This is a genomic window from Kribbella sp. NBC_01505, assembly GCF_045040285.1.
Lineage (GTDB): Bacteria > Actinomycetota > Actinomycetes > Propionibacteriales > Kribbellaceae > Kribbella.
The window spans coordinates 1,541,749-1,559,449 of record NZ_CP109425.1 but is presented as its reverse complement, the minus strand read 5'-3'; the positions used below and the strand labels follow the sequence as shown (position 1 = coordinate 1,559,449).

The 17,701-nt window shown below is 68.2% G+C and carries 18 protein-coding genes; 11 read left to right on the top strand and 7 right to left on the bottom strand.

Going from position 1 to position 17,701, the window contains the following annotated elements; translation table 11 throughout:
* Positions 1-30 precede the first annotated feature (30 nt).
* Positions 31-966: a ribokinase gene (locus tag OG474_RS06935; RefSeq protein WP_405061370.1), complete on the bottom strand. Its 936-nt coding sequence runs from the start codon at positions 964-966 to the stop codon at positions 31-33.
* Positions 963-1,625 carry an SIS domain-containing protein gene (locus OG474_RS06930; protein WP_405061369.1) on the bottom strand — a complete coding sequence of 221 codons (663 nt, stop codon included), beginning with the start codon at positions 1,623-1,625 and terminating at the stop codon, positions 963-965. The genes OG474_RS06935 and OG474_RS06930 overlap by 4 nt, the downstream gene beginning before the upstream one ends.
* A 260-nt stretch (positions 1,626-1,885) precedes the next feature.
* Here OG474_RS06930 and OG474_RS06925 point away from each other — a divergent pair, with 260 nt between their 5' ends.
* From OG474_RS06925 to OG474_RS06910, 4 genes are all read left to right on the top strand, one after another.
* The gene (locus OG474_RS06925) at positions 1,886-3,229 is read left to right on the top strand and encodes an ABC transporter substrate-binding protein (protein ID WP_405061368.1); all 1,344 of its coding nucleotides are present in this window, start codon (positions 1,886-1,888) and stop codon (positions 3,227-3,229) included.
* Between the two features lie 65 nt (positions 3,230-3,294).
* The gene (locus OG474_RS06920) at positions 3,295-4,182 is read left to right on the top strand and encodes a carbohydrate ABC transporter permease (RefSeq protein WP_405061367.1); all 888 of its coding nucleotides are present in this window, start codon (positions 3,295-3,297) and stop codon (positions 4,180-4,182) included.
* Positions 4,172-5,134: a carbohydrate ABC transporter permease gene (locus tag OG474_RS06915; RefSeq protein ID WP_405061366.1), complete on the top strand. Its 963-nt coding sequence runs from the start codon at positions 4,172-4,174 to the stop codon at positions 5,132-5,134. The genes OG474_RS06920 and OG474_RS06915 overlap by 11 nt, the downstream gene beginning before the upstream one ends.
* Positions 5,135-5,145: 11 nt before the next feature.
* On the top strand, positions 5,146-7,164 hold the full coding sequence (locus OG474_RS06910; RefSeq protein WP_405061365.1) for a DUF4185 domain-containing protein: 2,019 nt from the start codon (positions 5,146-5,148) through the stop codon (positions 7,162-7,164).
* Here OG474_RS06910 and OG474_RS06905 read toward each other — a convergent pair.
* From OG474_RS06905 to OG474_RS06895, 3 genes are read right to left on the bottom strand one after another with little or no spacing between them, the layout of a single operon-like run.
* Positions 7,137-8,780, bottom strand: a complete 1,644-nt coding sequence (locus OG474_RS06905; RefSeq protein WP_405061364.1) for a DUF4091 domain-containing protein — start codon at positions 8,778-8,780, stop codon at positions 7,137-7,139. The genes OG474_RS06910 and OG474_RS06905 overlap by 28 nt on opposite strands.
* 38 nt (positions 8,781-8,818) lie before the next feature.
* Entirely contained in the window at positions 8,819-9,487 is a 669-nt protein-coding gene (locus OG474_RS06900) for a maleylpyruvate isomerase family mycothiol-dependent enzyme (protein ID WP_405061363.1), read from the bottom strand.
* Complete coding sequence (locus OG474_RS06895; RefSeq protein ID WP_405061362.1) at positions 9,478-10,128, bottom strand: pyridoxal 5'-phosphate synthase; 651 nt, start codon at positions 10,126-10,128, stop codon at positions 9,478-9,480. The genes OG474_RS06900 and OG474_RS06895 overlap by 10 nt, the downstream gene beginning before the upstream one ends.
* A gap of 135 nt (positions 10,129-10,263) precedes the next feature.
* Between OG474_RS06895 and OG474_RS06890 the strand changes: the two genes are divergently transcribed.
* The 6 genes from OG474_RS06890 to OG474_RS06865 all read left to right on the top strand — a co-directional run bounded on the left by OG474_RS06890 (position 10,264) and on the right by OG474_RS06865 (position 15,523).
* Complete coding sequence (locus OG474_RS06890; protein WP_405061361.1) at positions 10,264-10,929, top strand: VOC family protein; 666 nt, start codon at positions 10,264-10,266, stop codon at positions 10,927-10,929.
* A 4-nt stretch (positions 10,930-10,933) separates the two neighbouring features.
* Complete coding sequence (dapE, locus tag OG474_RS06885; RefSeq protein WP_405061360.1) at positions 10,934-12,001, top strand: succinyl-diaminopimelate desuccinylase; 1,068 nt, start codon at positions 10,934-10,936, stop codon at positions 11,999-12,001.
* A 37-nt stretch (positions 12,002-12,038) separates the two neighbouring features.
* The gene (locus tag OG474_RS06880) at positions 12,039-12,911 is read left to right on the top strand and encodes a TIGR00730 family Rossman fold protein (protein WP_405061359.1); all 873 of its coding nucleotides are present in this window, start codon (positions 12,039-12,041) and stop codon (positions 12,909-12,911) included.
* A 79-nt stretch (positions 12,912-12,990) separates the two neighbouring features.
* On the top strand, positions 12,991-14,487 hold the full coding sequence (locus OG474_RS06875) for a DivIVA domain-containing protein (RefSeq protein ID WP_405064548.1): 1,497 nt from the start codon (positions 12,991-12,993) through the stop codon (positions 14,485-14,487).
* Positions 14,487-14,966 carry an SRPBCC family protein gene (locus OG474_RS06870; RefSeq protein WP_405061358.1) on the top strand — a complete coding sequence of 160 codons (480 nt, stop codon included), beginning with the start codon at positions 14,487-14,489 and terminating at the stop codon, positions 14,964-14,966. The genes OG474_RS06875 and OG474_RS06870 overlap by 1 nt, the downstream gene beginning before the upstream one ends.
* Positions 14,963-15,523: a DNA-3-methyladenine glycosylase I gene (locus OG474_RS06865; RefSeq protein WP_405061357.1), complete on the top strand. Its 561-nt coding sequence runs from the start codon at positions 14,963-14,965 to the stop codon at positions 15,521-15,523. The genes OG474_RS06870 and OG474_RS06865 overlap by 4 nt, the downstream gene beginning before the upstream one ends.
* A gap of 213 nt (positions 15,524-15,736) precedes the next feature.
* Here OG474_RS06865 and OG474_RS06860 read toward each other — a convergent pair whose 3' ends face one another.
* Both OG474_RS06860 and OG474_RS06855 read right to left on the bottom strand, forming a co-directional pair.
* Positions 15,737-16,528: an enoyl-CoA hydratase/isomerase family protein gene (locus OG474_RS06860; RefSeq protein ID WP_405061356.1), complete on the bottom strand. Its 792-nt coding sequence runs from the start codon at positions 16,526-16,528 to the stop codon at positions 15,737-15,739.
* Between the two features lie 33 nt (positions 16,529-16,561).
* Complete coding sequence (locus OG474_RS06855) at positions 16,562-17,368, bottom strand: PaaX family transcriptional regulator C-terminal domain-containing protein (RefSeq protein WP_405061355.1); 807 nt, start codon at positions 17,366-17,368, stop codon at positions 16,562-16,564.
* Positions 17,369-17,532: 164 nt separating this feature from the next.
* On the opposite strand from OG474_RS06855, the gene OG474_RS06850 reads away from it, so the two are divergent.
* Positions 17,533-17,700: a DUF3117 domain-containing protein gene (locus OG474_RS06850; protein ID WP_132174389.1), complete on the top strand. Its 168-nt coding sequence runs from the start codon at positions 17,533-17,535 to the stop codon at positions 17,698-17,700.
* Position 17,701 lies beyond the last annotated feature (1 nt).

The window sequence follows — 17,701 nt, the reverse complement described above, 5'->3', positions numbered from 1 at the left end:
CACCCTAACCCCGATCCAGACCAAAAGATCTCATGACGTGCCGGGGTCCAGTAGCGCGAGGGCGGCTGCGCGGGCCGGAGCGGAGGCGGCGGCGCCGCTGACGGTGGTGGAGAGGGCACCGGCTGCGTTGGCCAGTCGTACGGCGGCCACCAGGTCTGCACCGGATGCCAGCGAGGCGGCGAGGGAGCCGCAGAAGGCGTCGCCCGCCCCGACGGTGTCGACCGTCGGCACCAGGTGCGGTTCGATCCAGACCTCGGCACCCGACGAGCGGTCGACGACGAAGGCGCCCCGCGCACCGAGCGTCACCACGCACCCGCGCAGGTCCCACTCATCCGCGAGCTTGCGGGCGATCACGGGTACCTGCGTCTCGTCGTCGCAGTCCAGCCCGGTCAGTGCAGCCGCCTCGACCTCGTTCGGCACCAGGATGTCGACGTCCGCCACCAGCCGCGGATCGATCGGCCCCACTGGCGCCGGTGTGAGGATCGTCGTCACCCCGGCCGCTGCCGCGATCCGCAAAGCCGTTTGGCTGGCTGCAACCGGCAACTCCAGCTGAACGCTGAGCACCCGGCTGGCCGTCAACACATCCGCGGCAGCTTCCACATCCGCGGACGTGATCGCTGCGTTGGCGCGCGACACGATGATGATCGAGTTCCCACCATCTGGCAGTACGAGCGGCAATCCGACGCCGGTCCCCAGCGACGGGTGCCGCACGATCCACGAGGTGTCGACGCCGTCGCCGGAGAGCAGTTCGAGAAACTCCTCGCCGTACCGGTCGCTGCCGATCGTCCCGACGATCGCCGTCCGCGCGCCCATTCGGGCCGCCGCGATCGCCTGGTTCACGCCCTTGCCACCGAGGAACTCGGCGAACCCGGTCCCGTGCAGCGTCTCGCCCGGCATCGGCCGCCGCTCCGCGCTCGCGACCAGATCCTTCATGAACGACCCGAGCACGCACACGTCGTACCTCATGCGTCCTCCCCGGCGAGACGCTTGCCCAGGGCACCGGATGGATGGAACCGGGCGAAGTCGTGATGACTGAACTCCCGCAGTACGACGAGTGCGCACGCGAGTGCATCGCCCATCGCGAGCGAGGCCGTGGTGGATGCGGTCGGCGCGAGGTTCAGTGGATCGGCCTCGCGCAGCACCATCGTGTCCAGCGTGTACGTCGCAAGCCGGGCCAGCGTCGACGCCTCGTTCCCGGTCATTGCGATCACCGGGATCTCCCGATCGCGAAGCATCCGGGCGAACGCGCAGACCTCGGCCGTCTCCCCGGACGCGGACAGCGCCAGGACCAGATCGCGGTTCGTGACCGCGCCCGAGTCGCCGTGCAGCGCATCACCGGAGTGGATGAAGGTGGCCGGCGTGCCGGTGCTCGCAAGGGTGGCCGCGATCTTCCGGCCGACCAGTCCGGACTTGCCGAGCCCGGTCACCACGAGATGCCCCTCGCACGCGGCGACCGCGATCAGTACGTCGAGAAAGACGCCGTCGAGGCGGTCGGCCAGTGCCGACACGGCCGCGGCCTCGGTCTCGATCGCCGTCCGCGCCGCCTGCAGACCGCGAGCGACCAGATCCCTGGACAGCTCGTCGGCCGTGCGCTGGGCGGTCGCACGGTTCGGCACAACTGGCATCCGGACCTCACAAACGGGAGAAATCGATTTCCAGGAAGTAGACGCAGAGTAGGCAGTGGCCCCGGAGGGTGTCAACGGCTGCACCCAGGTCGAAACCCTTGCCTGCAGGCGTAAATCCGCAGGTTTGATCACATCGAGACCGCTCTCGCTCTTGACCGTCTTCGGCCTCGATCGTAGATTGCGAGAAATCGATTGCCCTGACAAGCCCGAACAGCGCAATCCGGGTAGACCAGTCGGCCAGACCACCCCTGGAGCATCTGATGGCTGCAACACCTTCCCCTGCACAACTCAGCCGCCGTACCCTGCTCGGCGCCTTCGCCGCGAGCGCGGCCGCCGTACCGCTGCTGTCGGCCTGTGGCGGTTCGTCCGGCGGGGACGGCAAGGAGATGTCGTTCTGGAACTTCTACGGCCCGTCCGACGACCAGAGCCCGCAGAGCAAGTGGTTCGTGGCGACGGTCGACGAGTGGAACAAGAACAACGACGTGAAGGTCAAGCTGCGCTACATCCCCGGCAAGGACTACCTGAACGGGACCACTCTGCAGACGGCGTTCCAGTCCGGACAGGGCCCGGACATCTTCCTGATCAGCCCGGGCGACTTCCTGCGCTACTACAACGGCAATGTCCTGCAGGACCTGGGCTCCGTGCTGTCAGCCGAGTCCAAGGCCGACTACCTTCCCGGCCTGCTCGAGGCGCGCAGTGTGGACGGCAAGGTCTACGGCCTGCCGATGGAGATCGAGCCGCTGGCCATGTATTACAGCGAACCCGCGTTCGAGAAGGCTGGTCTGTCCGAGGCCGACCTACCGAAGACGTGGGACCAGACGCTCGCGGTCGCCGAGAAACTCACCGGCAAGGACCGGTACGGCGTGATGTTCGAAACCCTGCCCGGCTACTACCAGAACTTCACCTGGTACCCGTTCCTCTGGCAGGGTGACGGCACCCCGATCAAGGACGGCACGGTCGCGTTCGATTCGCCGGCCGCCGTACAGGCGTTGAAGTTCTGGCAGGACACCATTCAGAACAAGGTCGCCCCGCGCAAGGCCCTCGGCGACGGCGGCGGTGACGTCGTCTCGAACCTCGGCTCCGGCGCGGCCGCGATGCAGCAGAGCGGGATCTGGGCGGTCGCCGACATGCGCGCCAAGGCCAAGAACTTCAAGTACGGCGTCATTCCGCACCCGACGCCGAACGGCGGGAAGGCGGCCACCGACCTCGGCGGATGGGCGTTCGTCGCGAACTCCAAGGGGAAGAACCCGGAGGCGGCGGCCAAGTTCATCGCCTGGGCGCTCGGCTCGACCGACGCGGCCGGGGTCGAGCGCCAGCGGCAGTGGAACACGGTTGTGAAGACGAACGTGCCGCCGCGCAAGTCGGTCCAGGCGGCGGCGGATGCCAAGGGCGCGTTCGACGACGGTGCTCTGAAGAAGTTCGTCAGTGAGATCGCGCCGACCGGGAAGCCGGAGCCGCGGTTCCCACCGGAGGTCTACCAGCCGATCGCCGATGCGATCCAGGCCTGCCAGCTGAATGCGTCCGATCCGGCGAAGGCGGCGGCCGATGCGGCGGCCCGGATCGACACGTTCCTGAAGACCTATCAGGGCGCGCCGATCAGCTGATGGTGACTACGACAGCTCCACCTGCCAAGTCTGTTGCGCGGGCGCAGTCGCGGGGGAAGCCCGGCATGTCGAGGAAGCGACGTGAGGCGCTGGCGGCGTACGCGTTCCTCGCGCCGGACACGCTCGGTCTGCTGATCTTCGTCGCGCTCCCGATGGTGCTCGCGTTCGGGGTCGCGTTCTTCAAGGTCGATGGCTTCGGCAACTACCAGTACGTCGGTCTGGCCAACTACCGGTTGATGGCGGGTGACGACCAGTTGCTCGCCTCGCTGAAGGTGACCGGGACCTATGTGGTCACCTTCGTGCCGATCGCGTTCGTGGTCAGCTTCGCGCTGGCCATGCTGGTCCGCAATCACTTCAAGGGCATCGGCTGGGTGCGCTCGGCGTTCTTCCTGCCGAACGTGGTCAGCCTGGTGGTGGTCGGTCTGATCTGGCAGTTCCTGCTGGTCGACAAACGCGGCGCTCTCTCCAAGCTGCTCGCACCTCTCGGCCTTGGCGACGTCTCCTTCCTCGGTACGCCGTCCCTTGCCCTCGGCACCTATGTCGTGATCAGCGTCTGGTTCCTGATGGGTTATCAGATGCTGGTCTTCCTCGCCGGTCTGAAGGACGTTCCCAAGGAGCTCGAGGATGCAGCGGAGATCGACGGCGCCAGCTCCTGGCAACGATTCAGGTATGTGATCTGGCCGCTGCTCCGCCCGACCAGCTTCTTCGTCGTGGTGAATTCGACGATCGGCGCGGTCACCGGTCTGCAGGCCTTCGACCTGGTCTTCGTGCTCACCAAGGGCGGCCCTGCCCGCGCGACCAGCACCGTCGTGCTCTACATCTACGAGCAGGCGTTCACCTTCAACAACATGGGGTACGCCGCCGCGCTGACCACTGTGGTCGTCGCGATCCTCGTGCTGTGTACCGGCCTGATGTTCGGCGTCACCCGAGGAGGCCGGTTCGATGAGGAATAGGGCGCGGCTTCCGATCCCGCGCCTACTGCGCGGCACTCGGCACGGCACCTCGACGCACTGGCCCGAAGGCCAAGATGCTCCGCATCGAGACCTCCGCTCCAGCACGCCGATGCACCGCACCGAGCACCTGCTCGCTACGGCGCGGGATCGAAAGCCGCGCCCTAGGGTCCTGCCGATCGTCGCCCACGTGCTCGCGATCATCGCGGTGTTACCACTGCTCTGGATTGTGATCAGTGCTCTCAAACCGGCCGCGGACGTCTTCGACTTCGGCTGGCCGTCCACCTGGACGCTCGACAACCTGCAGTACGTGCTGCTGAAGATCCCGATGCCGCGGTTCATGCTGAACTCGGCGATCGTCTCGGTCACCGTGACCGTGATCGCGTTGTTCTTCCACTCGATGGCGGCGTACGCGCTGGCCCGGTTACGGTTCCCCGGCCGCGGGATCATCTTCTCCGGCATCATGTCGACGCTGCTCGTCTCGCTGCCGGTGATCCTGGTGCCGCTGTTCCTGGTCGCCAAGCAGCTCGGCCTGCTGGACAGCTACGCCGGCCTGATCGTGCCGAGCATCTTCCATGCCTTCGGCATCTTCCTGCTCCGCCAGTACTACCTGAACATCCCGCGCGAGCTGGAGGAGGCCGCCGACCTCGACGGCTGCGGCTACTGGCGGCGGTACTGGAGCGTCATCCTGCCGCTCAGCCGTCCGGTGCTCGCCTCCCTGTCGGTGCTCTTCTTCCTGGCCAACTGGAACGCGTTCCTCTGGCCGCTGACCATCACCCGGAACCCGGACCTGCGCGTCATCCAGCTCGGCGTCTCCGGCATGCAGGGGCAGTACGCCTCGGCCTGGAACCTCATCCTCGCGGCCGCCGTAATCGCGGCCGTCCCCACGGTCGTGGTGTTCGTCGCGGGCCAGCGCCGGCTGGTCGACGCGATGAAGACGACCGGCCTCAAGTAGAAGGTCCTGCCATGAAGCGTGGCTTGTTGCTCGCCGTCCTGCCCTTGGTCTTCGGTACGGCGTCCGTGGTCGGCTGGGGTGGTCCGCCGGCGCCGCCGCCGACCACGACTCCGATCGGCACCGTGCAGGTCGAGTCGAAGGGCATCCCGAGCCCGAGCGACGGTGACCTGTGGCCGTCCTGCTGGGCCGGCAACGACAAGCTGTACGCCGCGAACGGAGACGGGAAGGGCTTCAGCCTCGACCAGGACTTCTCGGACATCGCGGTCAGCGAGATCAACGGCGTACCGGGGAAGTTGTCTGGGGCAACGATCTCTCGCGGGATCGGGCCGGTCTGGAGCGGGGCCGGGTACAACCGCAAGCCCACCGGCCTGGTCTGTGTCGGCGACACCCTCTATCTGGCGGTGCAGGATCTCGCGCTCGACTTCAACGACGTACCGGCGGCGACGATCCTGAAGTCCACCGATCACGGGAAGACGTGGACGTGGGACAAGCGGAAGCCGATGTTCGCCGACCATGTCTTCACCACGATCTGGTTCGCGGACTTCGGTCGCGGCGGGGCGCTGGCCCCGGACGGCTACGTCTACGCCTATGGTCTGGACGGCAACTGGCGGGACTCCTTCGACGACACGGCCGCGGATCCGCAGAGCGTGTTCCTGGCCCGAGTGCCCAAGGGGAAGGTGCAGGACCGGAGCGCGTGGAAGTTCTACACCGGCAGCGGCTGGTCAGCTCGCCTGAAGGACCGCAAGCCGGTACTGACTGACCAGCGTCGGCTCTACGCGCAGACATACGGGACGAACGCCTCGAACCTGAGTGTGATCAGCCAGGGCGGAGTCACGTACCTGGCCAAGCAGAAGCGCTATGTCTACACGTCGTGGACCGAGTACACGTTCGAGTTCTACGAGTCCCCGACTCCCTGGGGACCCTGGAAGCACTTCCTGAGCAAGGACTTCGGCGGGTACCCGTGGTCGACCTCGAAGTACGGCGGGTACGGCGTCACGATCCCATCCAAGTTCGTGCAGCCGGATGGAAACACCATGTACCTGCAGGCGAACGTCTGCCCGTGCGGTGGTGGTGGAATCGGGACATCGGTCTACAACTTCAACCTGCGCAAGCTGGTGCTCACTCCTGCGTCCAGTGCGCCCGCTGACAACTTGCCCGGCGCAGGCAACCTCGCAGTGGGGGCAGTGCCGATCTCCAAGTCGTCCCAGTCCGGCAGTCTGGCGTTACTGAACGATGGCGTGGCCACCGGAAGCGAGTCCGACTTCGACGATGAAGTGAAGGGCACATCCTGGTGGGGTTACACCTGGCCGGCTAAGCAGCGGGTGAACCGGGTGGAGTTGACCTCTGGTGCGGTGTCCGCCGAGGGCGGCTACTTCACCGGCAGACCGCGCGTTCAGGTGCGGCGCGACGGTGCCTGGGTCGAGGTCGGCTCCCAGACAGTCGCGCCGGCCTATCCGGGCGATGCGTCGGCCGGGGCGCAAACGACGTACACACTGACGTTCCCAGTCCAGGAGACCGACGGGGTTCGCGTGATCGGCCTACCTGGTGGGACGCGCAGCTACACCACGGTGTCCGAGCTCGCAGTCCGGTATGTCGCTCAGTTGGCGGACGGTGGTTTCGAAGGGACCGGAGGTGGCAAGCCGGCCTGGCTCTTCGAAGGTACGGCGGCCAACGGGGTGGACCGCGGTCTCGGGTTCGCGCACTCCGGTGCGAACAACGGCTGGATCCGCTGCACCTGTACCGGGTGGAGCGCGCTCTACCAAACCGTCCCGGTGACGCCAGGAACGACGTACATGTTCGGCTCCTGGATCAACGCGTCCGCCAACCTCCCGACAGGCGCTGGTCGTTTCGGCGTCCGCAACGGCACGGTTGACCTTGGCAGCGTGGTGTTCGGGGCAGGTGCGGGCTACGAGCACCACGAGGTCACAGTGAAGGTCCCACCCGGTGTGCACGAGCTGACTGTGTACGCCGGGTTCACGGGACCGAATGTGGATACGTGGATTCAGATGGACGACTTCACGGTCAGCTGAGCCACCATGCGTTGGCGGGCTTGGTAGTAGTGGTCCGGGTCGAGCACTGGCCGGTTGAAGCGCAGTGCTCGGTCCGGGTCGATGACATCCAGCGCTGCCTCGTTTCCGTGCGCGGTGCGGATGGCTTGCAGTGCACGGTGGTCCCAGATCGCCTGGGCGAAGACGCGGTGGCGGATCGACGGCCACGGCGTACCGTCCGTGCCGGGGTAGACGATGAAGGGGTCGCCAGACGGGAACGCGCCGCCGGCTGAGGTTTCGGCGAACGGATCCACGCGCTGGACGGAGTACTGGGTGTACCAGAAGTTGAAACCCCAGTGCAGGAAGCCATCCACGCCGGCTGCGAAGAGCTGGTGACCGATCGCCCGGTTGCGCGCCGCGGGCATCCCGATGAAGCGGTTCGCGACGTCGCGGTTCTGGCTGACGCAGTAGTACACCCAGAGGCGCTCCGGCCGGTCGGCCAGGAACGGTTCGACGTGGTCAGTCGCGACAACCGGGACTTCGACCGCTCCTGACGTCCAGAACGAGTGCTCGCTCAGTGCGTCGACAACGGTCCAGCCTTTCAGCAGATCGGCGACGACAGCCTTCGCAGCGAGGTAGCTGGCGAGACCGTCCTCCCCGGACGGCTCGTCGGAGATGTGGAAGACCACGTGCTCGCGGTCCCACTCCTCGTCGAGCACTGCCTGGAGTGCTGGCAACAGCGCTTCCATCAGACCCCGGTACCGCGCGTCGGTCGCAGCGACGTCCCAGCCGAAGGCGCGCTGCTCGCTGACCACGATGCCGGGCGTGGCCTGGGCGCCCCACTGCGTGAAGAGATGCGCGACCTCGACCCCAGTGATCCCAGTACGGCGACACAGGTCGAGCCAACGCCGTAGCCGGTCGAAGCCGAACTGGTAGCCGTCGTCGGTCGCAGTGATCTCGATGAGCTGTACGACGGTCCGGTACGACCCGACCGCAGTGTCGAGCGGCGGCGTCCAGACCGGTGCGAGCAGTGACGTGGCACCCATCTCCACCGCTGATGCCATGAACCGCTCGACAAGGGCCCAGTGCTCTTCGCTGAACACCGCTACGCCGTAGTGATCGGCCAGCGCGTCCAGATGCATCCAGTGACTCGACACGATGTCCAGCGGCGGCAGCTGGATCCCCGTGAGCTCGACGGTGACCGACGTACGGTGCAGCTCGGTCCCGTCGGCCTGGTCGATCACGACGGTGAGTTCGTGGACACCTGCTCGCTCCGGATCGGTCGTGCGGACGTCGAACCAGAGCGCGGCCCAACCGTCGGGCCGCACTGGGGCCTCGCCGTTCAGGACCGGTCGCATCACGTCCGGGTACAACCCGGGCTCGTCGAACTCGTAGCCGTCGTCATGCTCCGGGAACGCGAGCAGCTGGCACGGCACCAGGTCCACCGCCCACACCGTGACCAGGTCGGCCGCTGCACCCTCGACCCGCACCCGGAGCGGGGTCGGATCGGCGTCGAGCGCTCGGTACGCGACCTGGAACGATGCCGGCTCCCCGAGGAACGCCTGGAACCGGGTGGCGGCGGCCACGGGACGCGGCTCCCGGGCCGGATGCACCTTCACCAAGGCGTCGCAAAGCACGAACTCCCACTGCGCAGTCATGCCTACATCATTCAGATGTGTGCATTAATGCGCAATGGTCAGGGGTAGGGAAGAAGCTCCGGCGCGGGTCCTTCGACTGCGGTCGTGGCAGGACGACCGGCGTACCAGGCGGTGAGGGCGGTCAGGGTGCCGGTCAGGACGTGTTCCTGGCCGGAGCCGTTCTCCCAGACCGGGCCGTCTGAGGGCTGGAGCACCAAGTGGACGCCGGCTGGGGTGCGTGGGCGGAGGAAGTCGAGGAGGTGGGCGCAGAAGGCGGGCGGCCACTCGTCGGGGGTGGCGGTGAGGCCCAGGTCGCTGATGTGGATCTCCAGCTCGCGCCAGGTGGCGTCGATGCCGTGGGCGAGGGTGCTGTTGCGGTGAGAGATCGGTCGGGACCAGTCCTCGGGACCGACCCGGTCCCAGGCGGCCAAGAGCCCGGTGACGGCTTCGTTGAGGTCTTCGACGAGCACTGCGGCCGGGCGGCCCGCACCGGCCTCGATGGCGGCATCCCGAGCCGGGCGACCGCCGTCGTACACCTCGACGAGCTCGTCGCGCAGGGCGTACTCGACCTGACGGGTGAAGGCTCGGGAGAAGTTGGCGATGTGGGTGATCACGTGGCCGCGGGACCAGCCGGGCAGCACTGAGTCACCGCGGGCGGTGGACTCGTCCAGGCCGTCCACCAGCGTGGTCAGCCGGGCCGCGGCGGTCTTCACGTCGATCAGGGCCACAAGCGCTCCTTCGTCCAGGTGTCGGTCAGGCGGTACCGCAGGCGAAGGTGACGGCGGTCCGGATCCGCCTGCCAGAACTCCACCTCGTCTGGTTGCAGCGTGTACAGCGTCCAGTTCGGCGCGACGAGCCCCGGGTCGGCCGTCAGCCGCTCGGTCTGCGCTGCCACCGCGGCCTCGACCTCAGTGGGATCAGCCAGTACGTCGCTCTGTCGCGCGGCAAGGGACTCTGCCCGGGCCGGGGTCGGACGAGCCAAGAAGTCGCGAGCCGAGTCATCCGGGTCGGCCGGCTGAACCCGACCGAGCACGCGCACCTGCCGGCCGAGCGGAATCCAGTAGAAGGTCAGAGCGGCGTACGGCGTCGCTGCCAGCTCGGAGCCCTTCGGACTGGCCGCCGACGAGGCGAACTGCCACCCGTCCACGGTGACGTCCTTCAGAATCAGCACCCGGGCATTCGGCCGACCGTCCGCGCGGACTGTGGACACGGTCGCAGCCAACGGCTCGGGGACGTGCTGGTCGACCGCAGTCATCAGCCAGTCGACGAACAGCTCGTGCGGCGAGTCCGGGGCCTGCTCCGGATCGAACTGCGGGGGAGTACCGGTCAAAGTCGGTACGGCGCGCAGGCGGGTCCGCAGGTCAGTCACGCTGACGACCCTAAGTCAGATCAAGGCCGCCCGCAGGTTCGTCCACGTCTCGCGCTGCGTCCGGGAACACGCCGACCACGCAGTGCGGTCGTTCGGACGCAAGGGTTGGGAGACGCCAAGCCCTAGCCTGAGGTCATGACGGTGGCCCGGTTCAAGGACCTGTGTATCGACGCGAACGCGACGAGCCCCATGGTGACGTTCTGGGCCGGAGTGCTCGGGCTGACGGTGCCTGCCGACAACCCGACCGTGCTGCTGGGGGACGCCCCCGAGAAGACGATCTGGATCAACACGGTCGGCGACGTGCGAACCGCGAAGAACCGCGTGCACCTCGATGTGCACGCCGGTTCGATCGACGAGCTGGTGGCGGCCGGTGCGACCGTTCAGACCGAGCATCCGCACTGGACCGTGCTGACGGACCCCGAGGGCGGGCAGTTCTGCGGATTCGTGCGTGACCGCGTCCCGGCGTACCGGCTGATGGAGCTGGTCGTCGACTCGGTCGATGCGAAGGCACAGGCCGAGTGGTGGGCTGGAGTGGTCGGTGGGGAGCTCGGGAGCTCGCCGAACGACCCGTGGTACTGGCTGGAGAACGTGCCTGGCCTACCGTTCACGTACTGGGTGTTCATCCCGGTGTCAGAGTCGAAGACCGAGAAGAACCGCGTGCACTGGGACATCACCGCACCAGCGCTGCAGCCGGTCCTGGACGCCGGTGCGACGCTGCTGCGGGCCAAGGACGACCAGATCGGCTGGCACATCTGCGCCGACCCCGAGGGCAACGAGTTCTGCGTGTTCGTCCAGCATTGACCCCATGACTCAGCTTGACCTGACCGTTTCCGGACCGGACCTCACCGAGGCTCTGGTCAACATCTCGTCGGTCAGTGGGACCGAGGAGCCGCTGGCCGACCAGGTCGAGGCGGCGCTGGCGGCGTACTCGCACCTGAAGGTGTTCCGGCATGGGAACACCGTGGTCGCGCGCACCGACCTCGGGCGTGCGGAGCGGATCGTGATCGCCGGACACCTCGACACGGTGCCGTTGAACGACAACCTGCCGGCCCGGCGCGCCGAGGGGCTGATCCACGGGCTCGGAGCCTGCGACATGAAGGGCGGAGTCGCCGTCGGACTGCGGCTCGCGGCCACACTGGCCGAGCCGAACCGGGACGTGACCTACGTCTTCTACGACTGCGAAGAGGTCGACTCGGAGCGCAACGGTCTGTTCAAGCTGACCCAGTCGAACCCTGAGCTGCTGGAGGGGGTGTTCGCGGTGGTGATGGAGCCGTCGAACGCCGTCGTCGAGGCGGGCTGCCAGGGGACGATGCGGATCGAGGTCACCACTCACGGCGAGCGGGCGCACTCGGCCCGGTCGTGGATGGGCCGCAACGCGATCCACGCGGCGGGGGGCGTGCTGGCCCGGTTGGCGGCGTACGAGCCGCGGCGGGTGCCGATCGACGGCCTGGAGTACCGCGAGGGGCTGAACGCGGTCGGGATCACCGGAGGCGTCGCCGGCAACGTCGTACCGGATCTGTGCACGGTGGAGATCAACTACCGGTTCGCACCGAGCCGGTCCGAGGCGGAGGCCGAGGCGCACCTGCGTGAGGTCTTCGACGGGTACGACGTCGTCGTCACGGACTCGGCACCCGGCGGACTGCCCGGGCTGGAGCGGCCGGCCGCTGCGGCGTTCCTGCAGGTGGTCGGTGGCGAGCCGAAGCCGAAGTTCGGGTGGACGGATGTCGCGCGGTTCACGCTGCTCGGCGTACCGGCGGTGAACTACGGGCCGGGCGACCCGCTGTACGCGCACAAGCAGGATGAATTCGTGCCGGAGGCCGAGATCGAGCTGTGTGAACAGCGGTTGAGGAGTTGGTTGACCGACCTGGCGTAAGCGGGGTTCTGGGCGCCCCACGCCCTAATCTGGGGGTATGGAAGAACAACCCTCGATCCACCCCGACCGTGCGGTCGGTCACCAGCAGCGCGGCCCGATCGTCATGCGGCGGAACCAGGTGCAGCAGTCCACGTCCGAGCAGCGGCTGCTGGACAGCCGCGGGCCGTCCGACTGGGTACACACCGACCCGTGGCGGGTGCTGCGGATCCAGTCGGAGTTCATCGAGGGCTTCGGCATGCTGGCCGAGCTCGGTGCGGCGATCAGCGTGTTCGGATCGGCCCGGACCAAGCCGGACGACCCGATGTACCTCGCCGCCGAGGAGTTGGCGCGGAAGCTGGTCGCCTCTGGGTACGCGGTGATCACCGGTGGTGGACCTGGCGTGATGGAGGCAGCGAACAAGGGCGCGTCCGAGGCCGGTGGGGTCTCGGTCGGGCTCGGGATCGAGCTGCCCTTCGAGAACGGTCTGAACGAGTGGGTCGACATCGGGATGAACTTCCGGTACTTCTTCACCCGCAAGACGATGTTCGTGAAGTACGCGCAGGGGTTCGTCGTGATGCCGGGCGGGTTCGGCACGCTGGACGAGCTGTTCGAGGCGCTCACGCTGGCGCAGACCCGCAAGGTCACGTCGTTCCCGGTGGTCCTCTTCGGTACGTCGTACTGGGGCGGGCTGGCCGACTGGCTGCGCGAGACCATGCTGGCCGACGGCAAGATCTCGGCGGCCGACCTCGACATGTTCACGATCACCGACTCCGTGGACGAGGCCGTGAGCTACATCATCAAGGCCGCCGAGCTGGCCGACGCGGCCGCCGAGGAAGCCGCCTCCACCGCCGCCCAGCAGGTCGCCGAGGCGGAGAACCCGGCCGCCCGCGAACGCCGCGAGGAGCGCCGTCTCGGGTCCGACGGGAGCTGAGTCGCTGCCCACCGATCGAGACTGCGGGACCCGCCGATTGTGCGGGTGACTGGATCGGCATGGCACGATCGGTCCCGTGATGTGGTTCTTCGGGTTGATCGTGGTGTTGTTGATCGGGGCTGTCGCCGTCGTGGCCTCGGGACGTTGGGGTGCCATGAGCCCGGCGTACGACGATCGCCCCGACATGACCGTCCCCGCGCGGCAGGCGCTGACCTCCGCCGAGATCGAGTCGGTCCGGTTCGCCGTCGGCCTGCGCGGATACCGGATGGACGAGGTCGACACCCTGCTCGAACGCGTCGCCCGTGAGGTCGCCGAACGCGACCGCCGGATCGCCGACCTCGAGCGGGCCGTCGCCCCCATCCTCGATTCCCCCGACGGCGACGGCTTCGCCTCCCGCGCCCGCTACACCGCCGCCGACTTCGACGACACCGGCTCCCACCAGCCCATCCTCGTCGGCGGCGACTTCCCACCGGCCGACAACACCGCCGACCCGTCCGCGGACGAGGCCGCCACTCCGGACTCAGCCACGGCCTCCGCGTCGGCTCCCGCCCCAGACTCAGCCTCGGCCCCCGCTTCGGCCCCCGCTTCGGACTCCGCCATGGCTCCCGCACCAGGCTCCGGCACGGCTTCCGGCCCGGGCTCGGCCACGGCTCCCACCGCGGTCCCGGTAGCTGCGGCTCCGGGGTTCACGATGCCGGCCGTTGCGGTTCCCGCAGCCCAGGAACCGCCCGCAACGGAATCCCAGCAGGCAGCCGAGTCCGCACCTCACCCGACAACTGAGGCCGCGCCCCAGCCGACAGACGAGCCCGTGGCTGAGGCCGACCCGCAGTCGGCCACCACGGAGCCCGCGCCGCCTACCGCCGCCTCCGATGCCGCAAACGACTACGAGCGCGCCCAGGCCGAGGCCCGCGCCCTCCTCGAGGCGACCACCGGCAGCCTGCCCACCATCCGCCCGGCCAGCGAGCACACCACCGAGCCCACCGAGCAGTCGGCCCCGCAAGCCCCTGACGCCCTCAGCTCCCAGCCCGCGCAACAAGCCGCACCCGACGCCTGGTTCCACGAGTCCCCGGCGCACCAGCCCTCCGCACCCCCCGAGCAGCCAGCACCGGTACCCGGCCAGTTCGAGCCCGAGCCCGCCCCGTTCCAGCAGCCCGCCGCACCTCAGCAGGCCGCGTCGGCTCCTGAGCAGTTCGAGGGGCAGGCTCCGACCGGGTCTGTCGCGTATCAGCAGCAGGGGCAGCCGTCGGCTTACCAGCAGTCGCAGGGGCAGTCCGCGGCGTATCAGCAGCCCGCCCAACCGACGCCGAACCAGCAGTCGGCCGAGCCGACGCCGTACCAGCAGGCTGTGGCTCCTCAGCAGCAGCCGACTCAGCAGTCCGCGGACCAGCCCGCGCCGTACCAGCAGCCCGCCGTACCGGGGCAGCAGGCGGCTCCGGTGCCGCATTGGGTGCAGCGGCCGGGTGCGGAGCAGGAGCAGGAGGGGTGGGAGGCGTGGGAGCCGCCTGCGGCGGATGGTGGGGCTCAGGGGCGGCACAGTGCGCCGCCGGAGCAGCCGGCTTATCGGCGTCCTAGCTGATGACGTCCGGCGACACCTGTCACGCCGAGGCGACCGTCGAGCTGGAGCTGGATCTGCAGGACGCCTGGGATGTCGTGGTGGACTGGTCGCGGCAGTCGCGGTGGATGTTGTTCACGCGCGTCTGGGCGACCGGGCAGGACGGCGTCGGAGTCGGTGGCGGGGTCGCGGCGCGAACTTCTGTCGGTGGCATCGGGTTCACTGACGACATGGTCATCACGCAATGGGATCCGCCGAACGAGTGCACGGTGAAGCACCTCGGGAAGATCGTCCGGGGTACCGGCACGTTCGCCGTCGAGCCGAGGGTGTGGTGCGGGATCACGCCGGCCGACTCGAAGGTCGTCAGCGCGTTCACCTGGTCCGAGGACGTGATCCCGCCGTTCGGCAGGCTCGGGCGGCTGGCGTGGCCGATCGTCCGCCCGGCGTTCGAGCTGATGATGCGGATCTCGTTGCGGCGCCTGGTGAAGGAGATCGCGGTATGACGGTCGTCGGCGAGGACGGGCAGCCGCGCTGTGAGTGGGCGACCTCGGCGCCGGAGTACATCGCGTATCACGACAACGAGTGGGGCAAGGAGATCCGCGACGACCGCGGGCTGTTCGAGCGGCTGACGCTGGAGGCCTTCCAGTCCGGCCTGTCGTGGATCACGATCCTGCGCAAGCGGGAGAACTTCCGGGCCGCGTTCGCGCACTTCGACCCCGAGGTGATCGCGAAGTACGGCAGCGACGACTTCGACCGGCTGATGGCCGACCCGGGGATCGTCCGGAACCGGCTGAAGATCAACGCCACGATCTCGAACGCGCGAGCCCTGCTCGAGCTCGACGACGGCGAGCTCACGAACCTGTTGTGGAGCTTCCGGCCGCCCAAGCAGAAGGTGCCGAAGAAGCTCGGCGACGTGCCCGCGACAACCCCGGAATCGGTCGCGATGTCGAAGGCGCTGAAGAAGAACGGATTCGTCTTCGTCGGCCCGACCACGGCGTACGCATTGATGCAGGCAACAGGCATTGTGAACGACCATCTGGCCACCTGTATCGCCCGCTGACCAGGGCGTTTGCAGAGGTCAAATGCACGTGCATAACGCACGAAATCGTGCAATTCGCGTTGACTGAAAGACAAACGGCTGAACGAGTTGTGTTACCGGTACGGAACGTGATGTGGTGTTCAGCGGACTCCCCGTCCGTCAGGTGGTTGTCCGGTCGTGACTCGCCCGACCGGAAAGTGGCCGGGGAGTCCACCAACGTGAGAAAGCCGACCTTCACCGACCGGTGAAGGTCGGCTTTTCCTTGGCCACGAACGACGCCACCGCGTTCTTGTGGTCCTCGGTGTCACCGGTCAGCTGCATCTTCGCCGCCTCGAACGCAAGCGACTCGGCCAGCGTGTGCGACGCGGCGTACGCGACCGACTGCCGCACCGACGCGTAGGCGACCGTCGGCCCCGCCGCGAGCTTGGCGGCGAGCTCGGCAGCGGCCGCCTCGAGGCCGTCAGCCGGTACGACGGACGACGCCAGCCCGAGCTCGAGTGCCTCGGCCGATTTGATCGTGCGCGGGAAGTACAGGAGCTCGACGGCCTTCGCCTGACCGATCAGCCGCGGGAGGGTCCAGGAGATCCCGGTGTCACACGACAGCGCGATCCCGGTGAACGCGAAGTTGAACCCGGCCGGCTCCGCCAGGATCCGGAAGTCGCACGCGAACGCCATCGACGCACCGGCCCCGGCCGCGACGCCGTTCACCGCGGCGATCACCGGCTTCGGCATCTCGGCCAGCGCCAACGCGATCGGCGCGTAGTGGTCGGGCACCGTGCTCCACAGCGCTTCGGTGTTGTTCGCCTCGAGCAGCCCGATGTGCTCCTTCAGGTCCTGCCCTACGCAGAACGCCCGCCCGGTTCCGGTCAGCACCACGACCCGTACGGCGTCGTCCTCGGCCGCGGCCTGGACCGTGTCGCGCAGCAGCACCTTGGTGGCGATGTCGAGCGCGTTCATCGCGTCCGGCCGGTTCAGGGTGATGGTGGCGACACCTTCGGACACGCCGTACGTGACGGAGTCACTCATCGTGGTCAGCTCCTTGACAGTGGGTGAGGAAATTCAGTGCAGTGTCAGGCAGTCGTCGACGAAACGCCCGGCCGCGGTGCCAAGTCGTTCCGCGTGGAAATCGAAGTATGCGGCGGCCCGGGTACCGGCCCAGCCGGCCGGCAGCAGTTCGGCCGGCAGCCCCGGATCGAGGAACAGGAACTTGCGCCATTCGTGCACCAGTTCGGAGCGGACGGCGAACGCCTGCTCGTCGGTGGTGCCGTCCCCGGCGGCGTCGACCAGACCCTTGGCCTCGATCAGCCAGGCGTCGTACGACGCGCCGAGCTCGTCGAGCTTCCAGACCCGGCGGGCGAACTCGATCGCGCCGTCGTCGACCGGCGCCCGGAAGCGGTCCGCGGTGATCCCCTCGACCTCGAGGATCTGGTCCACCTCGGCGTCGTTGCGCAGCCCGACCCAGGCGCCGTCGGACAGCGGAGCCCAACCCAGGAAGGCGAGTTGGCTCGCCAGCTGCTCGCGGCGGCGGGCGTTCGGGACCTCGTGCAGGATGCCGAGATGCCAGTGCCGGTCCCAGCCCGGAACACCGTCCGGATCGGTGCCGTCGGCCCCGGTCCGGTAGATCCGGGCGGCCGCGTCGTCGAGCCGGCGGCGCGCCCGGGTCGACAAGGCGTATCCGGGCTGGCCGTCGATCCGGACCGGCTCGAGCCAGGCCTGCCGGACCATCCGTGACACAGCGGTCCGGACGGCCGGTGGATGGACGCCCAGCGGTGCGAGCAGCCGCACCAAAGCGGCGACCGGCGCCCGCGCTCCACGTGCGCGGAGGTGGTCGCCGTACAGGTCGAAGAGGGCTGAACGGGCGTGCACAAAACCCGAGTCTGCCGTATGGTGCGCGCCTTCGGCCTGTGATCGGGGATAATGGGTCGCGATACACACTGCGATACGCGCCGACGGCGCATCACCGCACGGCGCCGGCGACGGTCTGCCGCGCGGTGTCGTCGCTCAACACCGAACTGGGAAGGGGTGCGCGCATGGCGGCGATGAAGCCGCGGACGGGCGATGGTCCGCTCGAGGTCACCAAGGAGGGCCGCGGGATCGTGATGCGGGTTCCGCTCGAGGGCGGGGGCCGGCTCGTGGTCGAGCTCAACGCCGACGAGGCGACCGATCTCGGTAACGCACTGAAGGCCGTCGTCGGCTGAC

What these genes read in the sequence shown, in the direction of transcription:
- OG474_RS06935 (WP_405061370.1), bottom strand. Translation starts at nt 966, where the DNA reads ATGAGGTACGACGTGTGCGTGCTCGGGTCGTTCATGAAGGATCTGGTC.
- OG474_RS06930 (WP_405061369.1), bottom strand. Translation starts at nt 1,625, where the DNA reads ATGCCAGTTGTGCCGAACCGTGCGACCGCCCAGCGCACGGCCGACGAG.
- OG474_RS06925 (WP_405061368.1), top strand. Translation starts at nt 1,886, where the DNA reads ATGGCTGCAACACCTTCCCCTGCACAACTCAGCCGCCGTACCCTGCTC.
- OG474_RS06920 (WP_405061367.1), top strand. Translation starts at nt 3,295, where the DNA reads ATGTCGAGGAAGCGACGTGAGGCGCTGGCGGCGTACGCGTTCCTCGCG.
- OG474_RS06915 (WP_405061366.1), top strand. Translation starts at nt 4,172, where the DNA reads ATGAGGAATAGGGCGCGGCTTCCGATCCCGCGCCTACTGCGCGGCACT.
- OG474_RS06910 (WP_405061365.1), top strand. Translation starts at nt 5,146, where the DNA reads ATGAAGCGTGGCTTGTTGCTCGCCGTCCTGCCCTTGGTCTTCGGTACG.
- OG474_RS06905 (WP_405061364.1), bottom strand. Translation starts at nt 8,780, where the DNA reads ATGACTGCGCAGTGGGAGTTCGTGCTTTGCGACGCCTTGGTGAAGGTG.
- OG474_RS06890 (WP_405061361.1), top strand. Translation starts at nt 10,264, where the DNA reads ATGACGGTGGCCCGGTTCAAGGACCTGTGTATCGACGCGAACGCGACG.
- dapE (WP_405061360.1), top strand. Translation starts at nt 10,934, where the DNA reads ATGACTCAGCTTGACCTGACCGTTTCCGGACCGGACCTCACCGAGGCT.
- OG474_RS06880 (WP_405061359.1), top strand. Translation starts at nt 12,039, where the DNA reads ATGGAAGAACAACCCTCGATCCACCCCGACCGTGCGGTCGGTCACCAG.
- OG474_RS06875 (WP_405064548.1), top strand. Translation starts at nt 12,991, where the DNA reads ATGTGGTTCTTCGGGTTGATCGTGGTGTTGTTGATCGGGGCTGTCGCC.
- OG474_RS06870 (WP_405061358.1), top strand. Translation starts at nt 14,487, where the DNA reads ATGACGTCCGGCGACACCTGTCACGCCGAGGCGACCGTCGAGCTGGAG.
- OG474_RS06865 (WP_405061357.1), top strand. Translation starts at nt 14,963, where the DNA reads ATGACGGTCGTCGGCGAGGACGGGCAGCCGCGCTGTGAGTGGGCGACC.
- OG474_RS06860 (WP_405061356.1), bottom strand. Translation starts at nt 16,528, where the DNA reads ATGAGTGACTCCGTCACGTACGGCGTGTCCGAAGGTGTCGCCACCATC.
- OG474_RS06850 (WP_132174389.1), top strand. Translation starts at nt 17,533, where the DNA reads ATGGCGGCGATGAAGCCGCGGACGGGCGATGGTCCGCTCGAGGTCACC.